At 65.9% G+C, this 23,314-nt stretch carries 23 protein-coding genes; 7 read left to right on the top strand and 16 right to left on the bottom strand.

Annotated elements, in window-relative coordinates; all coding sequences use genetic code 11:
* Positions 1-78 precede the first annotated feature (78 nt).
* Positions 79-960, top strand: coding sequence for a LysR family transcriptional regulator (locus tag AC1RUR_RS16655; RefSeq protein ID WP_492845818.1), 882 nt, complete (start codon positions 79-81; stop codon positions 958-960).
* Between the two features lie 66 nt (positions 961-1,026).
* On the opposite strand, the gene AC1RUR_RS16650 is transcribed toward AC1RUR_RS16655, so the two are convergent.
* Together AC1RUR_RS16650 and AC1RUR_RS16645 are read right to left on the bottom strand one after the other, a co-directional pair.
* Positions 1,027-1,743, bottom strand: a complete 717-nt coding sequence (locus AC1RUR_RS16650; RefSeq protein ID WP_492845815.1) for a peroxiredoxin-like family protein — start codon at positions 1,741-1,743, stop codon at positions 1,027-1,029.
* An 82-nt stretch (positions 1,744-1,825) separates the two neighbouring features.
* The gene (locus AC1RUR_RS16645) at positions 1,826-2,110 is read right to left on the bottom strand and encodes a hypothetical protein (RefSeq protein WP_492845813.1); all 285 of its coding nucleotides are present in this window, start codon (positions 2,108-2,110) and stop codon (positions 1,826-1,828) included.
* Positions 2,111-2,354: 244 nt separating this feature from the next.
* Here AC1RUR_RS16645 and AC1RUR_RS16640 point away from each other — a divergent pair, with 244 nt between their 5' ends.
* Together AC1RUR_RS16640 and AC1RUR_RS16635 are read left to right on the top strand one after the other, a co-directional pair.
* Entirely contained in the window at positions 2,355-2,837 is a 483-nt protein-coding gene (locus tag AC1RUR_RS16640; RefSeq protein WP_492845811.1) for a cupin domain-containing protein, read from the top strand.
* A gap of 104 nt (positions 2,838-2,941) precedes the next feature.
* Positions 2,942-4,144 carry an MFS transporter gene (locus AC1RUR_RS16635; protein WP_492845809.1) on the top strand — a complete coding sequence of 401 codons (1,203 nt, stop codon included), beginning with the start codon at positions 2,942-2,944 and terminating at the stop codon, positions 4,142-4,144.
* Here AC1RUR_RS16635 and ccoS read toward each other — a convergent pair.
* From ccoS to AC1RUR_RS16585, 10 genes are all read right to left on the bottom strand, one after another.
* Entirely contained in the window at positions 4,141-4,308 is a 168-nt protein-coding gene (gene ccoS / locus AC1RUR_RS16630) for a cbb3-type cytochrome oxidase assembly protein CcoS (RefSeq protein ID WP_492845807.1), read from the bottom strand. The two genes, AC1RUR_RS16635 and ccoS, sit on opposite strands and share 4 nt — an antisense overlap.
* Positions 4,308-6,500 carry a cation-translocating P-type ATPase gene (locus tag AC1RUR_RS16625; RefSeq protein ID WP_492845805.1) on the bottom strand — a complete coding sequence of 731 codons (2,193 nt, stop codon included), beginning with the start codon at positions 6,498-6,500 and terminating at the stop codon, positions 4,308-4,310. The genes ccoS and AC1RUR_RS16625 overlap by 1 nt, the downstream gene beginning before the upstream one ends.
* Before the next feature lie 11 nt (positions 6,501-6,511).
* Positions 6,512-6,997, bottom strand: a complete 486-nt coding sequence (locus tag AC1RUR_RS16620) for a FixH family protein (protein WP_492845803.1) — start codon at positions 6,995-6,997, stop codon at positions 6,512-6,514.
* Positions 6,998-7,013: 16 nt separating this feature from the next.
* Positions 7,014-8,480, bottom strand: a complete 1,467-nt coding sequence (gene ccoG / locus AC1RUR_RS16615) for a cytochrome c oxidase accessory protein CcoG (protein WP_492845801.1) — start codon at positions 8,478-8,480, stop codon at positions 7,014-7,016.
* 133 nt (positions 8,481-8,613) lie between these two features.
* Positions 8,614-9,486, bottom strand: a complete 873-nt coding sequence (gene ccoP / locus AC1RUR_RS16610) for a cytochrome-c oxidase, cbb3-type subunit III (protein WP_492845799.1) — start codon at positions 9,484-9,486, stop codon at positions 8,614-8,616.
* A gap of 6 nt (positions 9,487-9,492) precedes the next feature.
* Positions 9,493-9,657, bottom strand: coding sequence for a CcoQ/FixQ family Cbb3-type cytochrome c oxidase assembly chaperone (locus AC1RUR_RS16605; RefSeq protein ID WP_015687703.1), 165 nt, complete (start codon positions 9,655-9,657; stop codon positions 9,493-9,495).
* Positions 9,658-9,670: 13 nt separating this feature from the next.
* Positions 9,671-10,405, bottom strand: coding sequence for a cytochrome-c oxidase, cbb3-type subunit II (gene ccoO, locus AC1RUR_RS16600; protein ID WP_492845797.1), 735 nt, complete (start codon positions 10,403-10,405; stop codon positions 9,671-9,673).
* A 12-nt stretch (positions 10,406-10,417) separates the two neighbouring features.
* Positions 10,418-12,067, bottom strand: coding sequence for a cytochrome-c oxidase, cbb3-type subunit I (gene ccoN, locus AC1RUR_RS16595; RefSeq protein ID WP_492845795.1), 1,650 nt, complete (start codon positions 12,065-12,067; stop codon positions 10,418-10,420).
* A gap of 212 nt (positions 12,068-12,279) precedes the next feature.
* A complete protein-coding gene (locus AC1RUR_RS16590) occupies positions 12,280-12,705 on the bottom strand; it encodes a CBS domain-containing protein (RefSeq protein ID WP_492845793.1) in 426 nt (141 codons plus the stop codon).
* 33 nt (positions 12,706-12,738) lie between these two features.
* Complete coding sequence (locus AC1RUR_RS16585) at positions 12,739-13,572, bottom strand: universal stress protein (RefSeq protein ID WP_492845791.1); 834 nt, start codon at positions 13,570-13,572, stop codon at positions 12,739-12,741.
* A 210-nt stretch (positions 13,573-13,782) separates the two neighbouring features.
* On the opposite strand from AC1RUR_RS16585, the gene fixL reads away from it, so the two are divergent.
* The 4 genes from fixL (at position 13,783) to AC1RUR_RS16565 (ending at position 17,225) form a co-directional block, all read left to right on the top strand.
* Positions 13,783-15,306, top strand: coding sequence for a sensor protein FixL (gene fixL / locus AC1RUR_RS16580; protein ID WP_492845789.1), 1,524 nt, complete (start codon positions 13,783-13,785; stop codon positions 15,304-15,306).
* Complete coding sequence (fixJ, locus tag AC1RUR_RS16575; RefSeq protein WP_492845787.1) at positions 15,303-15,920, top strand: response regulator FixJ; 618 nt, start codon at positions 15,303-15,305, stop codon at positions 15,918-15,920. Before fixL ends, fixJ begins: the two co-directional genes overlap by 4 nt.
* Positions 15,921-15,963: 43 nt before the next feature.
* Positions 15,964-16,383, top strand: a complete 420-nt coding sequence (locus AC1RUR_RS16570; protein WP_492845785.1) for a response regulator transcription factor — start codon at positions 15,964-15,966, stop codon at positions 16,381-16,383.
* Between the two features lie 143 nt (positions 16,384-16,526).
* Positions 16,527-17,225, top strand: a complete 699-nt coding sequence (locus AC1RUR_RS16565; RefSeq protein WP_492845783.1) for a helix-turn-helix domain-containing protein — start codon at positions 16,527-16,529, stop codon at positions 17,223-17,225.
* Positions 17,226-17,288: 63 nt separating this feature from the next.
* On the opposite strand, the gene AC1RUR_RS16560 is transcribed toward AC1RUR_RS16565, so the two are convergent.
* The 4 genes from AC1RUR_RS16560 to AC1RUR_RS16545 are packed head-to-tail and all read right to left on the bottom strand — an operon-like array spanning position 17,289 to position 23,189.
* Entirely contained in the window at positions 17,289-18,587 is a 1,299-nt protein-coding gene (locus AC1RUR_RS16560) for an MFS transporter (RefSeq protein WP_492845781.1), read from the bottom strand.
* A gap of 23 nt (positions 18,588-18,610) precedes the next feature.
* Complete coding sequence (locus AC1RUR_RS16555) at positions 18,611-19,144, bottom strand: PRC-barrel domain-containing protein (RefSeq protein WP_492845779.1); 534 nt, start codon at positions 19,142-19,144, stop codon at positions 18,611-18,613.
* A gap of 19 nt (positions 19,145-19,163) precedes the next feature.
* Positions 19,164-21,368: an amylo-alpha-1,6-glucosidase gene (locus AC1RUR_RS16550; protein ID WP_492845777.1), complete on the bottom strand. Its 2,205-nt coding sequence runs from the start codon at positions 21,366-21,368 to the stop codon at positions 19,164-19,166.
* 57 nt (positions 21,369-21,425) lie between these two features.
* Positions 21,426-23,189, bottom strand: coding sequence for an ABC transporter ATP-binding protein (locus tag AC1RUR_RS16545; protein WP_492845775.1), 1,764 nt, complete (start codon positions 23,187-23,189; stop codon positions 21,426-21,428).
* Positions 23,190-23,314: the final 125 nt, after the last annotated feature.

The following is a 23,314-nucleotide window of genomic DNA, read 5'->3' as shown; positions in this document are numbered from 1 at the left end:
GGCGCGCGCTATCGCAGGTGGGATGTCATTCGCCGGCCCGATCCGATAGGATCGCGTCATCTTGCTGGGAGCCGATTCATGGAAATGCACCAGGTCCGCTATTTCCTCGCGGTAGCGCAGCTCTTGAATTTCACGCGCGCCGCCGAGGAATGCAACGTCACGCAGCCCTCGCTGACGCGTGCGATCAAGCAGCTCGAGGCCGAGCTCGGTGGCGACCTGTTTCGCCGCGAGCGGCCGGCGGCGCAACTGACCGAGCTCGGCCAGCGCATGCATCCGCTGTTGAAGCAGTGTTTTGACGCCGCCGCCGGCGCGCGCTCGCTCGCCTCCTCGTTCAAGAGCGGAGAGGTCGGCGCGCTCCGCATCGCGCTGACGCATTCGATCGATCTGGCACTGCTCGTTCCCCACCTCAACGAGATCAGGCGGCAGTTCAACCGGCTCGAGCTGCGCTTCCTGCGCGGGACGAGCCGCGAGGTTGCTGAATTCCTGAAGAAGGGCGAGGCCGAGCTCGGCATCGCCGCCGAGATCGACGAGGCCTGGGACCGGCTCGACGTCTGGCCGCTGTTCACCGAAAGCTTCGAGCTCGTCGTCGGCGACGGACATCGGCTGGCCGGCCGCAGCAGCATCGAACTGGACGATTTGCGCTCGGAGCAACTGCTGAGCCGGACTTTTTGCGAGCACGCGCGCCGCATCTCCGCGAGCCTGCGCGAGCATGGCATCGAGCATGGCCACGAGATTTCGAGCGAGCGCGATCTGATCGAGCTGGTCGAAGCCGACATCGGCGTCGCCATGATGCCGCACACCTCGCCCTTGCCGGAAACGCTGACGCGCGCCACCGTCGCCGGGCTGGACGCCCGTCGCACCGTCAACCTTTACGGCGTGGCCGGCCGGCAACGCACCGCGGTCGCCAACGCCGTGATGCGCATGCTGCGCGGCGCCGACTGGCGCGAGATCTCGGGCTAGCGCGGGCGCCCGTCTTCCCCTCGCCCCTTGCAAGGGGAGAAGCGAAGAAAGCACGCAGCGCAAGCCTCAGTTCTCCCGACTCGCGCTCTCCAGCGCCGCGAGCAGATCATCGATCTCCATGCGCTTGCGGAAATCGGGGTCGACGAAGCGCGCTTTCACGATGCCGTCGCGGCCGACCACGAACACGGCCGGGATCGGCAGCACCCAGCCGTCATTGCCGTGAAATTTCGCCATGTCCTGGTAGGACAACAGCTGCTGGATCTCGGCGCCGAGCCAGATCGCGAGATTGAGCGACAGCGCATAGCCATTGTCGAGGTCGGTCAGGACCGGAAATGGCGCGCCGGAATCGGCCTTGAGCTGCCTCGTATATTCCTGCGTCTCGGGCATGATCGCGACGACCCGCGAGCCCATCGCCTCGATGCGGTCCAGCGCCGTGACCACGGCGCGGACATTGAGCCGGCAATACGGACACCAGTGCCCGCGGAAGAACATCACCGCGACGGGGCCGTGCGCCAGCAGGGCGGGCAGTGTTACGAGACGACCGCGCTCGTCAGGCAGCATGAATGGCGGCATCGCGTCGCCCGGACGCGGCGAGGTCTCGCCGCCACCGTTGCCGTTCAATCGCGCCACCAGACGATCGACCGCCTCACCATAGGCTGGAAATACCCGGCGGCTTGCGTCGGCATAGGCGCGGAGCTGCTCGTTCAGCGTTCCCTCCATGTCGCGGCAGCGCTGGAAGGCAAGCCGGAGCTGCTCGGCGTCGGCTGGTGAGAGAGACGTCATCTTCCGCTCCGGCGTTCCAGGGACGAATACTAGGTTCCAGATCCGGCCGCCCGCAAGGGGGCGGCCGTCCCGTGGGACGAGTTCAGTTCACGTAGAAATTGCCGGTCGGATCGAGCCGCCCCGACGTTGAGTACAGCGAGCCGTTGTCCATGAAGAAGACGGTGTTGTCGGGGACCTTCCTGGCGTTCTTCATCATGGCCTCGTGGTTCTTCTCGGCCGGGGCCATGGCCATCGCCGACATCTTGCCGGGCCCGCCATAGACATAGGCCATGCCGGCCTTGAAGTCCCATGTCGCCTCCGAGAAGGCCGATGTGGCGATGACCGCGAAGGCGGCGGTGGCGATCAGGGTCTTGGACACTTTCGTCATGGGATGCTCCTCCGGATTGACGTGAGCGCCCACCAATCGGGCGCCCTGCCATCGAGCATCGAAAGCTGCGCGAGCGGAAATGCCGATCCCCAATCGGTTCGATAGCTGCCGCCTATCGCGCCGTCATAGCGCCGAGCTATCACAGCAAGAGCGAAAGGGCATTTCAGCACACGCCCGGCTTCGACGAAGCTCCTGCCATAGCCGACGACCAATGAGGTTGCCGGCCAGCACAGGAGAATCCCCCATGATCAAGCATCCCATGTTGTCACGCGCGGTCTGGCCCGGCCTCGCCATTCTCGGCTCCCTGACCCTTGCGGCGCAGCCGGCCTTCGCGGGCGAATGCCCCGCCGACAAGATCAAGCCGAATGCGCATCAGATGGTCGACACCAAGCCGGTCGGCGTCACCGACGTCACGCTCGGCGCGATCGACCTCGGCAAGCAACCGGCGCACATCGAGGGCCGCGAGCTACGCTTCCGCAAGCTCACCATCGAGCCGGGCGGCATCGTGCCCTGGCACAGCCATGACGACCGCCCGGCCCTGATCTTCGTGCAGCAGGGCGAGATCGTCGAGTACGCCTCCAATTGCATCGATCCGATCATGCACAAGGCCGGTGACATCCGCCCGGAAGTGTTCGGCACCTCGCACTGGTGGAAGAACCTCGGCAGGGAGACGGTCATTCTCTATGTCGGCGACGTCCGCAAGGATCCGAACGACCATCACATGTGATGGGCGTATTCCTGCTCCGTCATTCCGGGTGTGGTGCTCCGGGCCGCATTTCCGCGGCCCCGTCGGCACCGCCCCGGAATGACAAGCCAAAGGAAAGCCACCCCATGACCGATCTTTCCGCGCCGATGAAACCGGCCGCAATGACGATGCAGGCGCACTCGCCGGGTCTGGCGCTGCGCTCGCTCGTGATCGGCCTCACCGCCTTCCTGACCGTCGTCGACCTCTTCGCGACGCAGGCGATCCTGCCCTCGCTGACACGTCACTACGGCGTCACGCCGGCGGCGATGGGCTTCGCCGTCAATGCCAGCACCTTCGGCATGGCGGCAGCCAGCCTCGTCGTCGGTTTCCTCAGCCCGCATGTCAACCGGCGGACCGGCATCCTGCTCAGCCTCACGCTGCTGGCGGTCCCCACGAGCCTGCTGGCGACTGCGCCAGATCTTGCCGTCTTTACCATCTTGCGGATCGCGCAGGGGCTGTGCATGGCATCCGCCTTCGCGCTCACCCTCGCTTATCTCGGCGAACAATGCAGCGCGATCGACGCCGGCGGCGCGTTTGCCGCCTACATCACCGGCAATGTCGCCAGCAACCTGGTCGGCCGACTGGTCTCGGCGGCGGTCGCCGATGGCCTTGGCCTCGCCTGGAATTTCTATTTCTTCGCGACCCTGAACCTGGCCGGCGCGGTGCTGGTCTATTTCACCGTCAAGCGCGTGCAACCGATGCACGCAATGACGCCGGCGGGATCGCCGCTGACGGCCATGATCGCACATTGGCGCAATCCGCAACTGCGCGCTGCGTTCGGCATCGGCTTCTGCATCCTGTTCGCCTTCATCGGCACCTTCACGTTCGTCAATTTCGTTCTCGTCCGGCCGCCGCTGTCACTCGGCATGATGGACCTCGGCCTCGTCTATTTCGTCTTCCTGCCGTCGGTCGTCACGACGCTGCTCGCCGGCAAGGTCGCATCGCGGCTCGGAACGCGGCCGACGATCTGGGGCTCGCTCGCTGTCGCCGGGCTGGGCCTGCCGCTGATGCTGGCGCCGCATCTGGGAGAGGTGCTTGCCGGCATGGTTCTGGTTGGTGTCGGCACATTCTTCGCGCAGGCCGCCGCAACCGGGTTCGTCGGACAGGCCGCAGCCGACAACCGCGGCGTCGCCAGCGGGACGTATCTTGCGTGTTACTTCTGCGGCGGGCTGGTCGGCACGGCCGTGCTCGGGCGGCCGTTCGACAGCTTCGGCTGGCACGCCTGCGTCGCGGGTGTCGGCGTCGCCCTCGCGGCCGCAGCCATGCTCACATTCGCGCTGAAGCGCTAGCGCTTGAGCGGTGCGTCCTGCGGCGGCTCGTCGTCGGCGATGGCGCGCCAGGCGGCGCCGTCGAGATCGTCGTACTGGCCGGTTCTGAGCGACCAGAGGAAGGCGACGAGGCCGGCGCCTCCGAGCGCCAGCGCCAGCGGAACCAGGATGACCAGGATTTCCATCACACGATCTCCCGCGCGGCGCTGCGGGCGCGCAGCGAATTCAGCATGACCAGGATCGACGATCCGCTCATGGCGGCAGCGGCAATCAGGGGCGTCACGACACCGCTGATCGCGACCGGCACCGCAAGCACATTATAGCCGATCGCAAGCCACAGATTTTGCCGCATCAGGTGCAGCGCCTTGCGCGCGGAATCGATCGCGGCGACGACGGGAGCCAGCGGCCGGCCGAGGAAGACGAGATCGGCGGTCGCCTGGCTGAGATGCGCGGCCGAGATCGGCGACATCGAGACATGGGCCGCCGCCAGCGAGGGCGCGTCGTTCATGCCGTCGCCGACCATCAGCACCTTTGCGCCGCGCCGTTTCAACTCCTCGATCCGTGCGATCTTGTCGGCCGGCGTGACGCCGGCGCGCCATTCGGGAATGCCGAGCGCATCGGCCGCCGCCCTCACCGCCGGCTCGCGGTCGCCGGAGAGTATCTCGATGCCGATAGTGCGCGCCTTCAGCGCCGCGACCACGGCTTGGGCGTCCGGGCGCAGGCCCTGGCGCACCGAGAGGACGAATTTTTCGCTGCCCTTGCTGAAAGCCACGATGGAGGCTTCGGGATCGAGCGCGGTCCCGTCGGCGACCAGCGCCTCGGCGCCGCAGAAGGACGGACGGCCAAGCCGGATCTCGACGCCGTCGACCTCCGCGCGCACGCCCTGCCCGGCCTCCTCGACCGCACCGACGATCGGCGACCTGGCGCCGGCGGCCTGCGCGACCGCGGCGGCAACCGGATGATGGCTCGACAGCGCGAGCCGGCCGGCGAGATCGAAGACGTCGGCCGGGATATCGGCCGCGTTCATCACTTCGAGATCGGGCAGCGTCAGCGTGCCGGTCTTGTCGAAGATGACATGGTCGGCTTCCGCCAGCCGTTCGATCGCATCGCCTGCATTGAGCAGTACGCCAGCCTTGAACATCGCGCCCGAGGCGATCGTCTGCACCGTCGGAATCGCAAGCCCGAGCGCGCAGGGGCAGGTGATGATCAGCACGGCAACGCCGGTCACGATCGCATCGTGCCAGTTGGCGCCCGCGATGACCCAGCCCAAAATGGTGATGAGCGCCGTCGCATGCACCACCGGCGCATAGAGCCGCGAGGCGCGGTCGGCGAGCCGCATGTAGCGCGAGCGCGCCTGGAGTGCGTTGTCCAAGAGGCGCGTGATCTCGGCGAGCAGCGTGGCTTCGGAAGCCGCCGAAACGCGCACCCGCAGCGTGCCGGAAATGTTCATCGAGCCGGCATAAACAGGCGTGCCCTGCTCGGCCGTGACATACAGCGTCTCGCCGGTGATCAGGCTCTGGTCGATCTCGGAACGCCCCTCGACCACGGTGCCGTCGACCGCGCAGCGCTCGCCGGGCCGCAGCAGCACGATGTCGCCGGGACTGATCGCGGCGACAGGCACTTGTGAAATCTCGTCGGGCCCGACGAACTTGGCCGCGGTCTCCGCCTTCAGCGCGGCGAGATTGCCGGCGACCGCACGTGTCCGCCGCCGCATGTTCTGGTCGAGGAAGCGGCCGACCAGCAGGAAGGTCAGCAGCATGATCGCCGCATCGAAATAGGCGTGCTCGGCATGGTGGATGGTTTCGACCACGGACATGCCGAGCGCCAGGATCACGCCGATCGAGATCGGGACGTCCATGTTGGTGGTCTTGTTCGACAGCGCGCGCCAGGCGGAGCGGAAGAACGGCTGGCCGGAATAGGCCGCCGCCGGCAGCGCGATCAGCGCCGACAGCCAGTGGAAGAAGTCGCGCTGCTCGGGCAGCATGTCCGAGACGTTGCCCGACCACACCGGGATCGACAGCATCATCACGTTCATAGTGGCGAAGGCCGCGACGCCGAGGCAGCGCAGCAGGAAGCGGGATTCGGCGACCTCCGCCACCTCCGCGCTCTCGGTCTCGAAAGGATAGGCCTTGTAGCCGAGCTCTTCGAGCCGGTCGATGAAACGGCTCGGGTCGAGCGTGCCCGCCTTCCATTCCAGCGCGACGCGACGGTCGGTGAGGTTCACGCGCGCCAGCGTGACGTCGGGAATCGCGGACAATCCGCGCTCGATCTTGGCCATGCAGCCGGCGCAATGGACGCCCTCGACCGCGAGATCGATGTGCTGGACGCCCTCGCCCGCGGTCCGGACGTAATGCGAATAATCCCGCGTGACGTGCATGACGAAGTCCTTCAGTTCAGAATCACGCGATTGCGCGACAGGAACACGCGCGTCCCCCGCGCCTCGCCCTCGATCACCAGGTCCCACTGCCCCGGCGCGACGGCAGCGGCATTGCCGCGATAGATGCCGATGCCGGCCGCCGAGAGCTCGACCGCCTGGTCGGCGCGCTTATCGGTCGGTCGCTCCAGGCGTCCGCTGAACCTCAATCCGGACACCGGCTGGCCGCTGGCATCGCGCGCCTCGACCCGAAGCACGGCACCGCCATCGGAGCTGCGCTCGATATGGGCGTTGACCTTCCATTTGCGCGCGGCCTGGTCCTGCGCCGCCGAGATCTCGCGATCATAGGTGAGACCCGCAGCATACGGGCTGTCGACGTCGGTGCCGGGCAGCGTCGCGATCGCGAGCTTCATCATGGTCACGTTGACGCCGATCACGACGCCGAAGAAGGCGACCAGCATCAGGAAGACTTTCGTTCCGGTCAGCGGCTTGGTGGCCATGGCTGTCTCCTGATCCTTAAGGCGCGACGAAATTGTCGGTGGCGGACGCGACCTCGCCGAGACCGATGTCGGTGACGTGGAAGCGGACGGGGGTCGACTTCTCGGGATTGCTGTCCGCGGGCGCCGTGACCAGCAGGCGCAGCTCGCTGGTGGAGTCGCGGGGGATCACGATCATCGGCCTGTCAGGCGTCACCGAATCGACGCCGATCACGTGAACCGTCAGATTGACCGGACCGTCGGCGTCGATCGCGATGACGCGGTCGTAGCCGCTCTTGTTGAGCAGCCGCACCGTGTAGGCATTGCGGATCGAGCCGTCGCTGAGCTTGACCGCGACCGGATTGCGGTCGTGCAGCACGTTGACGTCGAGCAGGCTGCGCGTCGCGAGCGTATAGACCATGAAGCCGCCGATCGCCGCGATGATCGCGCTGTAGACCACGGTGCGCGCCCGGACGATCCGGTAGACCGGCGCCTTGCCTTCCTGGCGGCGATGGATGTTGATGTCGTTGTCATAGCCGATCAGCCGCTTCGGCCGGCCGATCTTGGTCATCACGGTGTCGCAGGCGTCGATGCAGAGGCCGCACTGGATGCATTCCATCTGCGGTCCGTTGCGGATGTCGATGCCGGTCGGACACACCGCGACGCACTGGTAGCAATCGACGCAATCGCCGACCTGCTGGCCGAGCGCGCGCAGTTCGGCCGCCTTCTTGACCGAGGTGCGCTTCTCGCCGCGGTCGTAGCGGTAGGTGACGTTGAGCGCCCATTCGTCGGTGAGCGCCGCCTGGATGCGCGGCCACGGGCACATATAGGTGCAGACCTGCTCGCGCATGAATCCGGCGAGCACGTAGGTCGACGCCGTGAGGATGCCGATCCAGACATAGGCGATCATCGGCCCCTGGAAGGTGACGAGCTCCTTCACCAGGGTCGGCGCGTCGTTGAAATAGAGCACCCAGGCGCCGCCGGTCCACCAGGCGATCAATAGCCAGATCGAATGCTTGAGCACGATCTCGGAAATGCGCTCGAGCTTCATCGGGTCGGACGATTTGTCCTTCTTCATCCGCTCGCGCCGGTCGCCCTCGATCAGGCGTTCGACGGCATAGAACAGGTCGGTCCAGACGGTCTGCGGGCAGAGATAGCCGCACCAGATGCGGCCGCCGATGGAGTTCATCAGGAACAGCGCCACCGCGGCAACGATCAGCAGGCCGGTGAAGTAGTAGACCTCCTGCGGCCACAGCTCGATGAAGAAGAAATAGAAGCGGCTGTTGGGAAGGTCGATCAGCACCGCCTGGCTGGGCGCGCCGAGACCGCGATTCCAGCGCACGAAGGGCAGGAAGTAGTAGACGCCGAGGCAGAACGCCATCAGGCCCCATTTGATCCGGCGGAACGTGCCGGAGACGCTCTGCGGATAGACCTTCTTGCGGGCGGCGTAGAGCGGCCCGACGTCATCTTCCGATGAGAGGTCTTTCGGGTTCACGGTCTTGTTCATCGCCTGAAACTTCCCGGAGAGGTGCGATTAAACCTAGACCCGACGCCGGCGAGCCAATTGATCCAACGCAAACGGGGGCGCTTTTCTTCGCCCCCGCTGGAATCCGTTGGCCGCTGACCGGCGACTTGGATCGCTACTTGCCGCCGCCCAGCGAGTGGACGTAGACCGTCATCGCCTTGATGGTGGCGGGATCGAGCCGGCCTTCCCAAGCCGGCATCACGCCGGCACGGCCCTGGCTGATGGTCTCGATCAGGGCGGCCTCGTCCGAGCCATAGAGCCAGATCTTGTCGGTCAGGTTCGGCGCGCCCATTTCCTGGTTGCCCTTGCCGCCGTCACCGTGGCAGGCGACGCAGTTCTCGACGAAGATCTTCTCGCCCTTGGCCTTGTCGTAGCCCGGGCGGGTCGACAGGCCCGACAGCGACCGCACGTAATTGGCGACCGTGACGATCTCGTCGCTCTTCAGCACGCCGTCCTTGCCGAAGGCGAGCATCTGGCCCTCGTGCGTCTTGGCATGACCCGAGCGCGCGCCGAACTGGATGGTCTGCATGATCTGGTCGAGCGAGCCGCCCCACAGCCAGTCGTCGTCGTTCAGGTTCGGATAGCCCTTGGCGCCGGCGCCGCCGGAACCGTGGCACGGCGCGCAATTGTCGCCGAACACGGTCTTGCCCTTGGCGCGGGCGAGCGCCAGCAGGGCCGGGTCCTTCTCGATGTCGGCAAGCGAGGCCGCGCCCAGCGCAACCATCTTGGCTCCGCGGATCTTCTCGAGATTGGCGAGCTCGACCGCGACGTCGGCGCGCGAGGAGTAGCCGAACAGGCCGGTGGTGTTGCTGGAGATCAGCGGCCAGGCCGGATACACGAGCCAGTAGCTGATCGCCCAGACGATGGTGAGGTAGAACGTGATCACCCACCAGCGCGGCAGCGGCGTGTTGAGCTCCTTGATGCCGTCCCACTCGTGTCCGGTCGTCGTCTTGCCGGAAACAGAATCGAATTCGCTATGATCGGTCATGGTCTCTCACTCCTCCCGCAACGGCAGGTGTGCTGCTTCGTCGAACGCAGCCTTGTTACGGGGCCAAAATGCGTAGGCGATGATCGCGAGAAAGATCGCGACGAACACCGGCGTCCAGATCGTGGTCACGAGACCGGACGCGAGATTGTCGAGTGTCAGGATGGCTTTCATCGTTGATGCCTTCTCAGCGAAGATTGGCTTTCTCGTTGTAAATCTTGAAGTCGACCAGCGTGCCGAGCATCTGCAGGTACGCGATCAGCGCGTCCATCTCGGTCGGCGTACCGGTCTTGCCGTCGAAATTGCGGACCACGGCCTTGGCGTAGCGCTTGCTGAAGGCGTCGGAGCCGGCATTGTCCGGATCGGCCTGGGCCTTCATATCCGCGCCTGCGTTGGTGATCTGGTCGTCGGTGTAAGGCACGCCCACGGTTCTCAGCGTGCGCATGTGGTCGGCGATCGTGTCCGGATCCACTTCGGTCGCGCTGAGGAACGGATAGCCCGGCATCACCGACTGCGGCACGATCGCGCGCGGGTTGGTCAGATGGGTGACGTGCCAGTCGTCGGAGTATTTGGCGCCGACGCGGGCCAGGTCCGGACCGGTGCGCTTGGAGCCCCACTGGAACGGGTGATCGAACATGCTCTCGGCGGCCAGCGAGAAGTGACCGTAGCGCTCGACCTCGTCGCGCAGGGGCCGGATCATCTGCGAATGGCAGAGATAGCAGCCCTCGCGGACGTAGACGTTGCGGCCCGCGAGCTCCAGCGGCGTGTACGGCCTGACGCCGTCGACCGCCTCGATCGTGCTCTTGAGGTAGAACAGCGGGGTGATCTCGACGAGACCGCCGATCGCGATCACCAGCAGGATGCCGACGATCAGGATGATCGAGTTCTTTTCGAAGACTTGGTGGCGTGTCCAGAACGACATTGCTTGAGCTCCTCATTCCGCCGGCTGAAGAGCGACGGGCATCTGGACTTCCTGTTCGACGACGCGAACGGTCATCCAGAGATTGTAGGCCATGATCAGGGCGCCGATCAGGAACAGCCCGCCGCCGGCAGCACGGATGATGTAGAAGGGATGCATCGCCTCGACGGTCTCGATGAAGGAATATTCGAGGAAGCCGAGCGAGGTGTAGGCGCGCCACATCAGGCCCTGCAGGATACCGGACACCCACATCGCCGAGATGTAGAGGACGATGCCGAGGGTGGCGACCCAGAAGTGCCAATTGACGAGCTTGAGGCTGTAGAGGCCCTTGCGATTCCAGGCCCACGGCACCAGGCAGTAGAGCGCGCCGAAGGAGACGAAGCCGACCCAGCCGAGCGCACCGGAGTGAACGTGGCCGATGGTCCAGTCGGTGTAGTGGCTGAGCGAGTTGACCACCTTGATCGACATCATCGGGCCTTCGAAGGTCGACATGCCGTAGAACGCGACGGAGACCACGAGCATGCGCAGCACGGGATCGGTGCGCAGCTTGTCCCAGGCGCCCGACAGCGTCATCAGGCCGTTGATCATGCCGCCCCAGGAGGGCATCCACAGCATGATCGAGAAGGTCATGCCGAGCGTCTGCGTCCAGTCGGGCAGCGCCGTGTAGTGCAGATGGTGCGGACCGGCCCAGATGTAGAGGAAGATCAGCGCCCAGAAGTGGATGATCGACAGGCGGTAGGAATAGATCGGCCGCTCGGCGCGCTTGGGGATGAAGTAGTACATGATGGCGAGGAAGCCGGCGGTCAGGAAGAAGCCGACCGCGTTGTGGCCGTACCACCACTGGAACATCGCGTCCTGAATGCCGCCCCAGGCGACGTAGGACTTCGAGCCGAACACCGAGACGGGAAGCGCCGGGTTGTTGCCGAGATGCAGCACCGCGATCGTCACGATGAAGGCCAGGTAGAACCAGTTCGCGACGAAGATGTGCGGTTCCTTGCGCTTGATGACGGTGGCGAGGAAGACGAGCAGATAGACCACCCAGACGATGGTCAGCCAGAGGTCCGCATACCATTCCGGCTCGGCATATTCCTTCGACTGGGTCACGCCGAGCAGATAGCCGGTGCCTGCGATCAGGATGAAGAAGTTGTAGCCGATCACGACGAACCAGGGCGCAAGATCGCCCGCAAGGCGCACGCGGCAGGACTTCTGCACGACGTAGAAGGACGTCGCGATCAGCACGTTGCCGCCGAAGGCGAAGATCACCGCGGAAGTGTGCAGCGGACGCAGGCGTCCGAAGCTGGTCCAGGGCAGATCGAAGTTCAGCGCGGGCCAGGCCAGCTGCGAGGCGATGATGAGGCCGACGAGGAAGCCGGCAATGCCCCAGAACATCGCCATGAAGGAGGAGAACTTGATCGGCCCCATGTTGTAGTTGGGACGGCCGTTGATCTCCGCCGGCGGCAGTGCCGCCGGGCGCTCGAAGTAGCGGTTGACGATGAAGAACACCGCAGCCAGGCTCCCCGCCGCGAACAGCGCGGCATGAAAGGCGAAAGGCGCGTCGAGCGCCTTGGCGGCGGCAATCACGCAGAGGAAGGCGGTGGCTGCGAACACGACAGCCAGGCCGCTTTCACCGATGGTCATGGATTTGGAGATGGAGGGCTGGCTCATGCGGATTCTCTCTGAAAGAACACAGCGCCAGAAACCACATCCATCTTCGCGGGGAATTGATTGAAATCAAGCTAGATGGATTTCTGTTAATGTGAGGCGGCTGCGCGTCAAAGAGCGATATCAATCGCTTGCGTCCGCCGTCACGCGCAGGACGACGGCTCGCTCCCGTGGAATCACGGGAGCCTGGACTCGCAGGAACCGAGCGCGCCTCGTCAGTCGCGCGCCGTCGCCTTGAGCGCCGCGATGACGTCCTCGCGGGCGATGATGCCGGCCAGCTTCTGCGCGCCGTCCAGCACGATGATGCTCCTGATGCGGTGCTCGACCATGATCTGGAGCACGCGCGTCAGCCGCGTGTCGGGGCTGACATAGATGAACTCCGGCGTCATGACGTCGCCGATCTTGCGGCTCATCAGGTCATGATAGCGCGGCAGCATCTGGCTCGGCGTGAAGGCGAAGCACTTCAGGATGTCGAACTTGGTGACGATACCGACCACCTGTCCGTCGTCCTCGACCGGATAGGAGTTGAAATCGTCGGTTTCGAACATCTCGCTGAGCGCGAGCAAGTCCTGGTCGCGCTGCACGGTCTTGACGTTGCGCGTCATGTAGCCGTCGACGGTCTGCTCAAGAAATCTGTACACGGCGCGTCCTCCTCGGATAGCTCTGGCCGGCCGTCAGTGCGACAGCAGCACGCTGCGGGTGGATTGAGTGACCAGAGACTGGGTGACGCCTCCCAGGATCAGTTCACGAAATCTCGAATGACCATAGGCACCCGCCACGATCAGGCCGGCACCGACGTCGCCGGCGACCTTCTCCAACTGCGCGGCAGCGGTTTCGCCTCCCGCCGCCTCCGAGACGCGCGCGGTCGCGGTGACGCCGTGACGGGCGAGCCAGGCGGTCACGTCGGTGACGCCGGCCATCACGACCGAGCGATCGTCGTCGCGCTCCTGAATGCTGGCGATGGTGACGTCCTTCGCCTTGCGCAGCATCGGCAGCGCGTCCGCCACCGCCCGCCGCGCCTCCGGCGTATCCTTCCAGGCCACCAGCACGCTGCGCAGGTCGAGCCAGTCGGCCCGGTCGGGGACGACGAGAAGCGGGCGGCCGGCCTGCATCACCAGATCCTTGGGGCTTGCGAGCGCGAATGCGTCGGAGAAGGCCGGGCTCTGCCCGCCGCTGACGACGATGTCGGCGCAACGCGCCTGCGTCAGGACGAAGCGCGCCGGGAAATCCGTCGCGCTGCGCCACTCCGCATGCCCGCCGCGATTCTTCGTGGCGGCGCGGAATTGCGCCTCCAGACCGGCGAGCCGCCGCCTGACGGACGCCTCGCCGTCGTCGATCAGCCTCTGGGCCTCGGCGCCGTCGGTGAAATAGAGAGGCGGCGCGAACTGCGCCGCGGCAACCCCGACGATGGCGGCCTCGAATCGCTCGGCGAGCTCGCCCGCGACCTGAAGACGCGCTTCGTTGGACTGGTCAAGCGCCAGGCTGACCATCACGGTCGCGTATGTCATCGGGATTCTCCGGGAGGCAATGAACTGCCGTGAAATCTAGCCCTGCCCACGCGAAGCAGGATGAGATAGATCAAACCGCCCTCCACCTGCGGCAACCGGAATTACGCCAATGGAATCAAATATCGGAACTTGCCTCCGGGGTGGGCTTGAGCGAAATTACCGCCGTGGTTGCGGCACCCGGGCCTGCGGCACGACAATGGGAGTGACACCTTGGCGCCGACCCGCGTAACGCAACCGCCGGACGACGGCCGGGGCGAGCATTTCCGGGTCCGGATCGAGGGATTCGGCGTCGGCACCTGGGATCTCGACCTCCAGACCCGGGCGCTGGACTGGTCGGATACGGCGCGAACCCTGCTCGGGATCGGACAGGATCAGCCGGCGAGCTACGACCTCTTCCTGTCACGCCTCGAGCCCAAGGACCGCGAGCGCGTGGAGAGCGCGATCAAGCGCGTCTCCGAACGCGGCGGCGGCTTCGACGTATCCTTCAGGATCGCGAACGCCTCCAACGGAGGACAGTGGATTCGCGCCCGGGCCGGACTCATCCGGGACGAAACCGGCACCGCCCGCCATCTCAGCGGCATCTTTCTCGATATCGACGAGGAGAAGCAGGTCGAGGAAGCGCTTCGTACCCGCGAGACCCACCTCCGCTCGATCCTCCACACCATTCCCGACGCCATGATCGTCATCGACGGCCACGGCATGATCCAGCTGTTCAGCACCGCCGCCGAGCGCCTGTTCGGCTGGTCCGAACACGAGGCGATCGGCCAGAACGTCAATATCCTGATGCCGGAGCCCGACCGCTCCCGGCATGACAGCTACATTTCGCGTTACCGCACCACGAGCGATCCCCACATCATCGGCATCGGCCGCATCGTGACCGGCAAGCGCCGCGACGGCACCACCTTCCCGATGCACCTGTCGATCGGCGAGATGCAGTCCGGTGGCCAGCCCTATTTCACCGGTTTCGTCCGCGACCTCACCGAACACCAGCAGACCCAGACGCGGCTCCAGGAACTGCAATCCGAGCTCGTCCATGTCTCGCGGCTGAGCGCCATGGGCGAAATGGCGTCCGCGCTCGCGCACGAGCTCAACCAGCCGCTGGCGGCGATCAGCAACTACATGAAGGGCTCGCGGCGGCTGCTTGCGGGCAGCAGCGATCCGATCACCCCGAAGGTCGAGAGCGCGCTGGACCGTGCCGCCGAGCAGGCGCTGCGCGCCGGCCAGATCATCCGGCGCCTGCGCGACTTCGTCTCCCGCGGCGAATCGGAGAAGCGGGTCGAGAGCCTGTCCAAGCTGATCGAGGAGGCCGGCGCGCTCGGGCTCGCCGGCGCGCGCGAGCAGAACGTACAGCTCCGCTTCAGTCTCGATCCGGAGGCCGATCTCGTTCTCGCCGACCGGGTCCAGATCCAGCAGGTCCTGGTCAATTTGTTCCGCAACGCGCTGGAAGCGATGGCTCAGTCGCGGCGACGCGAGCTCGTCGTCACCAACAGCCGCGTCGCCGACGACATGATCGAGGTCGAGGTGTCCGACACCGGCACCGGTTTCCAGGACGACGTCATTCCGAACCTGTTTCAGACTTTCTTCACCACCAAGGACACCGGCATGGGTGTGGGACTGTCCATCAGCCGCTCGATCATCGAAGCTCACGGCGGACGCATGTGGGCCGAGAGCAACGCATCGGGCGGAGCGACATTCCGCTTCACCCTCCCGGCAGCCGACGAGAATGATGCATGACGACCAAGGGACATATCTACGTCATCGACGACGACGCGGCGATGCGCGACTCGCTGAATTTCCTGCTGGATTCCGCCGGTTTCGGCGTCACGCTGTTTGACGACGCGCAAGCCTTTCTCGACGCCCTGCCCGGCCTCATCTTCGGCTGCGTCGTCTCCGACGTGCGCATGCCGGGCCTCGACGGCATCGAGCTGTTGAAGCGGATGAAGGCGCAGCAAAGCCCGTTCCCGATCCTGATCATGACCGGCCATGGCGACGTGCCGCTCGCGGTGGAGGCGATGAAGCTCGGTGCGGTCGACTTCCTGGAGAAGCCCTTCGAGGACGAGCGTCTCACCAGCATGATCGAATCGGCGATCCGCCAGGCCGAGCCGGCGGCCAAGAACGAAGCCATCTCCCAGGACATCGCCGCCCGTGTCGCCTCGTTGAGCCCGCGCGAGCGCCAGGTGATGGAGGGACTGATTGCCGGCCTCTCCAACAAGCTGATCGCCCGCGAGTATGACATCAGCCCGCGCACCATCGAGGTGTACCGGGCCAACGTCATGACCAAGATGCAGGCCAACAGTCTCTCGGAGCTGGTTCGCCTGGCGATGCGCGCCGGCATGCTCAACGATTGAGACAGGTCAAGGCCCTTCCCCGCGGGTGTGCTAGCCAAGCACCATGATTGAGATCGGCTCACACCATGAGCGGCTGCCGTCCCCTGCAAGACAACCCACTGTCTTTGTGGTCGATGACGATGCCGCCGTCCTGGGATCCCTGCGGTTCCTGCTGGAGACCGACGGCTTTGCCGTGCGAACCTTCAGGAGCGGCACGGCGCTGCTCAATGCCGGCGGCTCGCCCGGCGCCGACTGCTACGTGATCGACTACAAGATGCCCGACATCAACGGCATCGAGCTCGCCGGCCGCCTGCGAAAGTCCGACGACGATACGCCCGTGATCCTGATCACCGGCTATCCGGACGAGAACATCTCGACCCGGGCTGCCGCAGCGGGCGTAAAAGACGTGGTTTTGAAGCCGCTTCTCGATGAAAACCTGGTCAAGCGCATCCGTCGCGCCATCCAGGACCGGCGCAGAAACTGACCTCCGGGATTCTACGTAAGTGCCCGCAGCCCGTCTCTGACCTACGGGGTTCTACGTAAGGCACCCCCCTTAAGATATCTCGCGAAATTTTCGAAGCACCCGATACCGCGTACCAATGCGTCATCACAACGGAGATGGCGCAGATGCTGACCCAGACACTCAAGACCCAGGCGATCAACACCCAAATCGGTGGCAAGATTGCGCCTGCCCATCCCGTCTCCGACCAGTTCGGCGCTGTCACGGGCCACGTCGGCCTCGTCGCCACCGAGTTCTCCTACCGCAAGGACGAGGAGATCTATGGCGAGGACGAGCCGGCCGAATATGTCTACCAGGTCGTCACCGGTGCCGTGCGCAGCTACAAGCTTCTCTCCGACGGCCGCCGCCAGATCGGCGCCTTCCATCTTCCCGGCGACGTGTTCGGCCTCGAATCCGGCGCGACCCACCGTCTTGCCGCTGAAGCCATCATCGACACCAGCGTGCGGCTCGTGAAGCGCGCCAGCCTCGAGAAGGCCGCCGGCATCGACGTGCAGGTTGCCCGCAAGCTCTGGGCGATGACCGCCGGTGAGCTTCGCCACGCCGAGGACCACATGCTGCTGCTGGGCCGCAAGACCGCGATGGAGCGCGTCGCGACCTTCCTGCTCGAAATGGACCGCCGCCTCGCCGTTGCCGGCATGATGGCGCTGCCGATGTGCCGCCGCGACATCGGCGACTATCTCGGCCTCACGCTCGAGACCGTGTCGCGCGCGCTCTCCCAGCTCCACGCCCAGGGCATTCTCGGCTTCTCCGGCGCCCGCCAGATCGTGTTGCGCAACCGGGCGCGCCTGCACAATCTCGACGCCTGATCCCTCTTTCCTCCCTGCCCACTGGCCGGCCGAACCCGTTTCGGCCGGCCATTTTCTTGTCGGCTATCGAGCCGCGACGCGCCGGGTCTCCGGCATCACCAGCAGAATCAGCAGCAATCCCGTCGCGGCGACGCCGGACAGTCCGACGAAGGCCGTGGCATTGCCGAACTTGTCGGCGATGTATCCGCCGAGCACGGTGCTCAGCGCCGCGCCGATGCCGGTGGCGGTGCCGACGATGCCTTGGGCGAGGTTGAAATGACCGCTGCCGAAGGCGACGTCGGCGACGATCAGCGGAATCATCACCGCAAACACCGCGGCAGTCAGGCCATCGAACACCTGCACCGCGACCAGCAGATAGGGATCCCGCACGGTCGCGAACAGCAGTCCGCGAATCATCAGGGCGCCGAATCCGATCAGCAGCAGCGGCCTGCGGCCCCACGCTTGCGCCTTGCGCCCGACGGTTGGCGACAACAGCGCCACGATCGCCTGCGGGACGACGATGCAAAAGGCGACCAGCACCGTCGCCCACTGGCTCGACCGCGCCGTCACCGCGCTCGCCATCAGCGGCATCATCGCGGCGTTTGCGAGCTGCAACAACAGCACACTGAGCGCGAAGACGATCAGCGGCCGCTGCCGGATCAGGTGCCAGACATTGGTGTCGCCGCGTTCCTCCGCCTCGCGCGGCATCTCGCCGTGGCAGCGCGCGATGTCGACCTCCTCCTCGCGGATGCGCGACAGCGCGATCAGGGTCGGGATCGCGAGCAGGAACGTGACCAGGAAGACCGAGCGGCTCGACAGCAGATAGCCGGCCGTGCCCATCACGGCGGCGGCAACGCCATTGCCGAGGGAGGCGAACCGCGCGTTGCGGCCGAGCCGCTCGCCGATCGCAAGCGGCCCGACGAGGCCGAGGCTGATCGCGGCGATCGCCGGGCCCAGCACGCAGCTCGCCGCCGCATGCAGCGTCGCGGCGGCCACCACCACGGGGAAAATCGGCATGGCCGCATAGGCGAGCGCGCAGCAGCCGATCGTGGCGATCGCAAGTCCGGCGACGAGCCGCTCGGATTTTGCCGCATCGATGATCGCCCCGCCCGGCATCTGCCCGATCAGGGCGACGATGCCGCCGATCGACAGCACGAGCCCGATCTGGCCCTGCGTCCATTTCTCCGTCGTCAGATAGACCGCGATGAAGGGGCCGAAGCCGGTCTGAACGTCGGCGAGGAAGAAGATGAACCAGTCGAGGCCGCGCAGGCTCCGGCGCGATGGCGCCGGAAGGCCTGCGGCCGACGGCGCTGCAACGTTGTCCTGTTCAACGCGGCGAGCACGATCCTCGGCTGCATGGTTCGGCTTTCTCGACAACAGCACCGGCGGCCATCCCTCCCCGCGCCTCACTGAATCGCTTGCAGCGGTTGCAGGCTCCCGGATGCGCCGAGCACCACCATCGGCGTGTCTTCCTTGTATTCCGGCGCGGCCGCGACCTGCGCCTTGGTCAATTCCAGCGTGATGCTGTCCTTCTTGTTGACGATCTTGCCGAATCGCATCGCGTTCCAATCCACCACGATCTTGCGGCTGCCGACGCCGAGGAAGCCGCCGAAATCGATCACGGCGGCGCGCACGTGCCCGCTCCGATCGACGATGATGTCGACGATGCGGCCCATGTCCTCGTTCGCGGCGCTGAGCACGTCGCGGCCGAGCACACCATGCGCATCGCTGGCGCCGATGATGGTAACCGACGGCGGCGGCGCGGCGTCCTTCGGCGTGACCGGCACCGTCGAGGCCGGCGGCTGTGCCGTCGCAGGCACGTTTGCTTCGCTTGGAGGCGTCGTCGGAGCCGCAGGCGGCTCCTCCGCGGCACGCGATACGGCGACCGTCAATCCCGCGACGATCGCCAAGCTCAGCACCAGTGCTCCGATCGTACGCATGACCCCTCCTCGTCTGCCGCTAGCGCGCCAGCACGATCGACACCTGGATCTGGCCGCGCGTGCGCAACACCTCCAGCGCCACGTCGTCGCCGTGGCGGCTGACGCGCAGGTCCACGCTGGATTCGCCCAGACGCAGATCGCGCAGAATGACCTCGTTCAGGAACGCCGGCAGATGCGGATTGCGCAGGCGAATCTCGCCGCGCGCCACGTCGAACTCGATGCCCAGCGCCGCCTCCAGCAGCGTGAACGGCGTCGCGCTGGCCCAGGCCTGCGGCGCGCAGGCGACCGGATAGAGCGTCGGGCCGCGCCGCTTCTCGCGCCGGAAGCCGCAGAACAATTCGGGCAGCCGCCGCAGATCCATGTAGGTCGCGGCATCGAACAAGCCCTTGAAGACATGCGCCACCGAATGCTTGAGCCCGTAGCGCGCGAGCCCCAGCGCGATCAGGGCGTTGTCGTGCGGCCAGATCGACCCGTCGTGATAGGACATCGGATTGTAGCGCACCTCGCCTTGCGCGACGGTGCGGATGCCCCAGCCGGAGAAGAAATGCGGCTGCATCAGGTCGGCGGCAACGAGCCGGGCGCGGTCCTCGCGGATCATGCCGCTGAACAGCACCTGCCCGGCATTCGAGGTCCGCACCTTGCAGGGCCGCTTCTTGCCGTCGAGGGCAAGGGCGTAGGTGCCGAGCTCCTCGCACCAGAATGCCTGCTCGAAGCGCTCGGCCAGCGCCTTGGCTTCGGCCTCGAGCTTGCGCACGCGGTCCGGCTTGCCGAGCCGCAGCGCGCATCGCGCGGCGAGCTGCTTGGCCGCGTAGACGTAGCCCTGGACTTCCGCGAGTGCGATATTGCCCTCCGCGAGCCGGCCGTCGGCATGGAAGATCGCGTCGTAGGAATCCTTCCAGCCCTGGTTCGCCAGCCCCTTCTCCGTCGCGCGCTGGTATTCGACGAAGCCGTCCTGATCGGGATCGCCCGGACCGTCGATCCACGCCAGCCCCGCCTCGATCGCCGGCCACAGCTCGATCAGCGTGGCCTCGTCGCCGGTGCGCTCGAAATAGCTTCCGGCGAGCAGCACGAACAACGCGGTCGAATCCACGCTGCCGTAATATTGCGCGAACGGCACCTCGCGCAGCGCCGCCATCTCGCCGCCGCGCATCTCGTGCAGGATCTTTCCGGGCGCGGCATCGGCGAGCGGATCGATCGCCTTGGCCTGGAAATGCGCCAGCCGCCTGAGCACGCCCTTGGCGACCCGCGGATCGACCCACAGCATCTGCAGCGCGGTGATCAGCCCGTCGCGCCCGAACGTCGTCGAGTACCAGGGAATGCCGGCATAGGGATAGCGCCCCTGCGGCGTCTCCGTCGTCAGCATGTTGAGGTCGGCCATGGCCTGGCACAGCACCTCGTTGAAGATGTTGTTGGAGGTCTCGATGCTGGCCGCGCCCGTGGTCGACTGGCGCATTTCGCGGCGGTGGGCCAACAGGCCCCTGAAAAAGCGCGCGGGCCTTTCCGCGGGCGGCCGGTTGCAGGACGCCGCCACGAACAGCGATTTCGACTCATGCGGATCCAGCTCGAGCTGCCAGGCCGCCGCATTCACCGACAGCCGCGTCGGGCGCGGATCGAAATGCAGGCCCGTGGTACGCTCGACCTCGTCCAGGCCGCAATATTCGAACAGCACGTCGGTCGGCCCCAGCAACCTGCTCGTGCCGGCGCCGCGGCGCGGGCGGCGCTCGCCGCGAACCTCGAACAGATCGGCAAAATCATTGTCGAACAGCAGCGTCAGCTCGAAGCTGGCGCGCCGGTCGCCGTGGTTCTGCACGCCGATGCGCTGATAGGCCGTGCCGCGCCACAGGAAGATCGTGCGCACGATGTGCAGCAGATCCTTTTGCAGCACGAGGCTGCCCTGCCGGTAGATGTCGGGATTGGTGAGATCGACGGTCAGCGCCGAATTGTCGTCGCGCAGGTTGGAGCCGAGCAGCAGCGGCTGGAGATCGTCGAGCACGAGCTCCAGCCGTGCGAGGTAGCGCGTGTCGTGGTGAAACAGGCCGTCCGGCCCGCCGGCCGAGGCGCCGATGTCGCCATGGCTGTCGAGCACGATGAAGGTGTCGTCGTGCTTGAGCGAGCGCCGCGGCCGCGCCGACGGCCCCGTCATCGGGATATAGAACGGTTGCTCCGCGACCTGCTCCACGGTCCGCGCCACGGAAACGAACTTGGTGACGGCTTCGGCTGACATGAGCTGCTCCCCTGCGCCTGTTTCGAAACGCAACCAACGCGAACGCGACTGTTGGGTTTACGCGGCGAACTTCGCGAGCCGGCTCATCTCCTGCGTCACCAGCTCACGGTAGGGACCGTGGCCCTGCATCAGGCGGTCGGGCGCGCCGTCCTCGATGATCTTGCCGGCCTTCAGCACCACGACGCGATCGAAATTGCGCAGCGTGGCGAGGCGATGCGCAATCGCGATCACGGTGCGGCCCCGCATCAGGCGCGACAGCGCCTCGCGGATCGCCTCCTCGGACTCGGTGTCGAGCGCCGCGGTGGCCTCGTCCAGCAGCAGGATCGGCGCGTCCTTCAGGAAGGCGCGTGCGATCGCGATGCGCTGGCGCTGGCCGCCGGACATCTTGACGCCGCGGTCGCCGACCATGGTGTCCAGACCTTCCGGCAGGCTGTCGATGAAATCGCAGCGCGCCGCGATCGCCGCGCGCAGCACCTCGTCGTCGGTCGCGTTCGGCCGGCCGTAGCGGATGTTCTCACGAATGGAGCGATGGAACAAGGAAATGTCCTGCGGCACCACCGAGATCGCCTCGCGCAGGCTCAGCTGCGTCACCATCGCGATGTCCTGGCCGTCGACGGTCACGCTGCCCTCGTCCGGATCGTAGAAGCGCTGAAGCAGCGTGAACAGCGTCGACTTGCCGCCGCCGGACTGGCCGACCAGGCCGACGCGCTGGCCGGGCTGAAGCCGCAGGCTGAACCGCTCGAAGATCTTCGCGCCGCCGGGATAGCCGAATGTGACGTTGTTGAAGGCGATCGCGGCACCGCTCTTCATCAGCGGCTCCGCCTCGGGATGATCGCGCAGTTCATGCGGAACCAGAAGCGTGGCAATGGCCTCGGTGAGCCGCGCGACGTGCTGGGTGACGTCGACCAGCGCCACGGCGAGATCGCGTGTGGCATTGAGGATGGAGAGACCGAGCGTACAGACCAGCACGACGTCGCCGGTGGTCGCCTCGCCCTGTTGCCACAGCGTGATCGCCCAGGCCATCAGCGCCACCGTCAGGACGACGGTCACGCCGGCGTGCGTGAGCCGCAGCTTCTCCAGATAGCGCAGGCTGCGCCCGCGCGCGGTGAGTTCCCGGTTCACCGTCGCGTCGAACCGCTCGTGCTCGTGGCTGATGCCGCAGAAGGCACGGACCAGCGGCATGTTGCTGATGACGTCGATCATCTCGCCGTCGACGACGGCGGCCTTGTCGGCGAAGTCGTCATGCAGCGGCTTGCCGGCTGCAGCGAGCCGGAACATGGCCGCCACCATGCCGCCCGCGATCACGATCAGGCCAAGCGCCATATAGGGACTGACGGTTCCAATCAGCGCGATGGCCGCAACTGTGGCGATGCACGGCGGCAACACATTCCAGACGAACATGTTCTCGACCGTGAACACGGCATTGGATGTGGCGGTAATGCGGCTCGTCAGCATACCCGGCATACGATCGGAGAAGTAGCTCGGCGCGTGTCCGGTCAGATGGCGAAAGATGTCGCGGCGCAAATCGCCGGTGACCCGGACGAAGGTGAAACTCGCCGTCCAGCTGGCGATCCGCCACAGGAAATTGTCGGCGGCGATCAGCGACATGAGCAGAATGAATGCCAGCCATACGCTACCGCCATGCGCGGTTCCCGCCGACAAACTGTCGACCAGCGACTTGACGCCGTACTGCGTGCCCACGGAGCAGGCAACGGCTGCAACGACAGCAGCCAGGATCACCAGATGCGACGCCAGCCGTCGCCGAAGATAGCGCAAGACAAAGGCAAATGGTCTGCGCGCGTATCCAGAAAGATGATCCATGTGGCTATCGCCCCGTACTGTTGATTACAGTTTTTTCTACCAGCCGACTGAACATCGACCGCTTCGTCCCGGTTCCGGGCCAGGTGATCACGACATGCGGATGCGGACGATCTGCGAAGAGGAGA

The organism is Bradyrhizobium sp. GW821-FHT12B03, from assembly GCF_058807535.1.
Note: the sequence above shows the minus strand (reverse complement) of the source record. Positions and strands in the feature narration are given on the sequence as shown.

Excerpts from the sequence above, each read along its gene's own strand:
- ccoG (WP_492845801.1), bottom strand. The coding sequence starts at position 8,480 with ATGAACAAGACCGTGAACCCGAAAGACCTCTCATCGGAAGATGACGTC.
- AC1RUR_RS16625 (WP_492845805.1), bottom strand. The coding sequence starts at position 6,500 with ATGCACGTCACGCGGGATTATTCGCATTACGTCCGGACCGCGGGCGAG.
- AC1RUR_RS16655 (WP_492845818.1), top strand. The coding sequence starts at position 79 with ATGGAAATGCACCAGGTCCGCTATTTCCTCGCGGTAGCGCAGCTCTTG.
- AC1RUR_RS16605 (WP_015687703.1), bottom strand. The coding sequence starts at position 9,657 with ATGAAAGCCATCCTGACACTCGACAATCTCGCGTCCGGTCTCGTGACC.
- AC1RUR_RS16550 (WP_492845777.1), bottom strand. The coding sequence starts at position 21,368 with ATGTCAGCCGAAGCCGTCACCAAGTTCGTTTCCGTGGCGCGGACCGTG.
- AC1RUR_RS16620 (WP_492845803.1), bottom strand. The coding sequence starts at position 6,997 with ATGGCCACCAAGCCGCTGACCGGAACGAAAGTCTTCCTGATGCTGGTC.
- fixJ (WP_492845787.1), top strand. The coding sequence starts at position 15,303 with ATGACGACCAAGGGACATATCTACGTCATCGACGACGACGCGGCGATG.
- ccoS (WP_492845807.1), bottom strand. The coding sequence starts at position 4,308 with ATGGAAATCCTGGTCATCCTGGTTCCGCTGGCGCTGGCGCTCGGAGGC.
- AC1RUR_RS16645 (WP_492845813.1), bottom strand. The coding sequence starts at position 2,110 with ATGACGAAAGTGTCCAAGACCCTGATCGCCACCGCCGCCTTCGCGGTC.
- ccoO (WP_492845797.1), bottom strand. The coding sequence starts at position 10,405 with ATGTCGTTCTGGACACGCCACCAAGTCTTCGAAAAGAACTCGATCATC.
- AC1RUR_RS16650 (WP_492845815.1), bottom strand. The coding sequence starts at position 1,743 with ATGACGTCTCTCTCACCAGCCGACGCCGAGCAGCTCCGGCTTGCCTTC.
- AC1RUR_RS16570 (WP_492845785.1), top strand. The coding sequence starts at position 15,964 with ATGATTGAGATCGGCTCACACCATGAGCGGCTGCCGTCCCCTGCAAGA.
- ccoN (WP_492845795.1), bottom strand. The coding sequence starts at position 12,067 with ATGAGCCAGCCCTCCATCTCCAAATCCATGACCATCGGTGAAAGCGGC.
- AC1RUR_RS16635 (WP_492845809.1), top strand. The coding sequence starts at position 2,942 with ATGACCGATCTTTCCGCGCCGATGAAACCGGCCGCAATGACGATGCAG.
- AC1RUR_RS16640 (WP_492845811.1), top strand. The coding sequence starts at position 2,355 with ATGATCAAGCATCCCATGTTGTCACGCGCGGTCTGGCCCGGCCTCGCC.
- AC1RUR_RS16545 (WP_492845775.1), bottom strand. The coding sequence starts at position 23,189 with ATGGATCATCTTTCTGGATACGCGCGCAGACCATTTGCCTTTGTCTTG.
- ccoP (WP_492845799.1), bottom strand. The coding sequence starts at position 9,486 with ATGACCGATCATAGCGAATTCGATTCTGTTTCCGGCAAGACGACGACC.
- AC1RUR_RS16585 (WP_492845791.1), bottom strand. The coding sequence starts at position 13,572 with ATGACATACGCGACCGTGATGGTCAGCCTGGCGCTTGACCAGTCCAAC.
- AC1RUR_RS16555 (WP_492845779.1), bottom strand. The coding sequence starts at position 19,144 with ATGCGTACGATCGGAGCACTGGTGCTGAGCTTGGCGATCGTCGCGGGA.
- AC1RUR_RS16565 (WP_492845783.1), top strand. The coding sequence starts at position 16,527 with ATGCTGACCCAGACACTCAAGACCCAGGCGATCAACACCCAAATCGGT.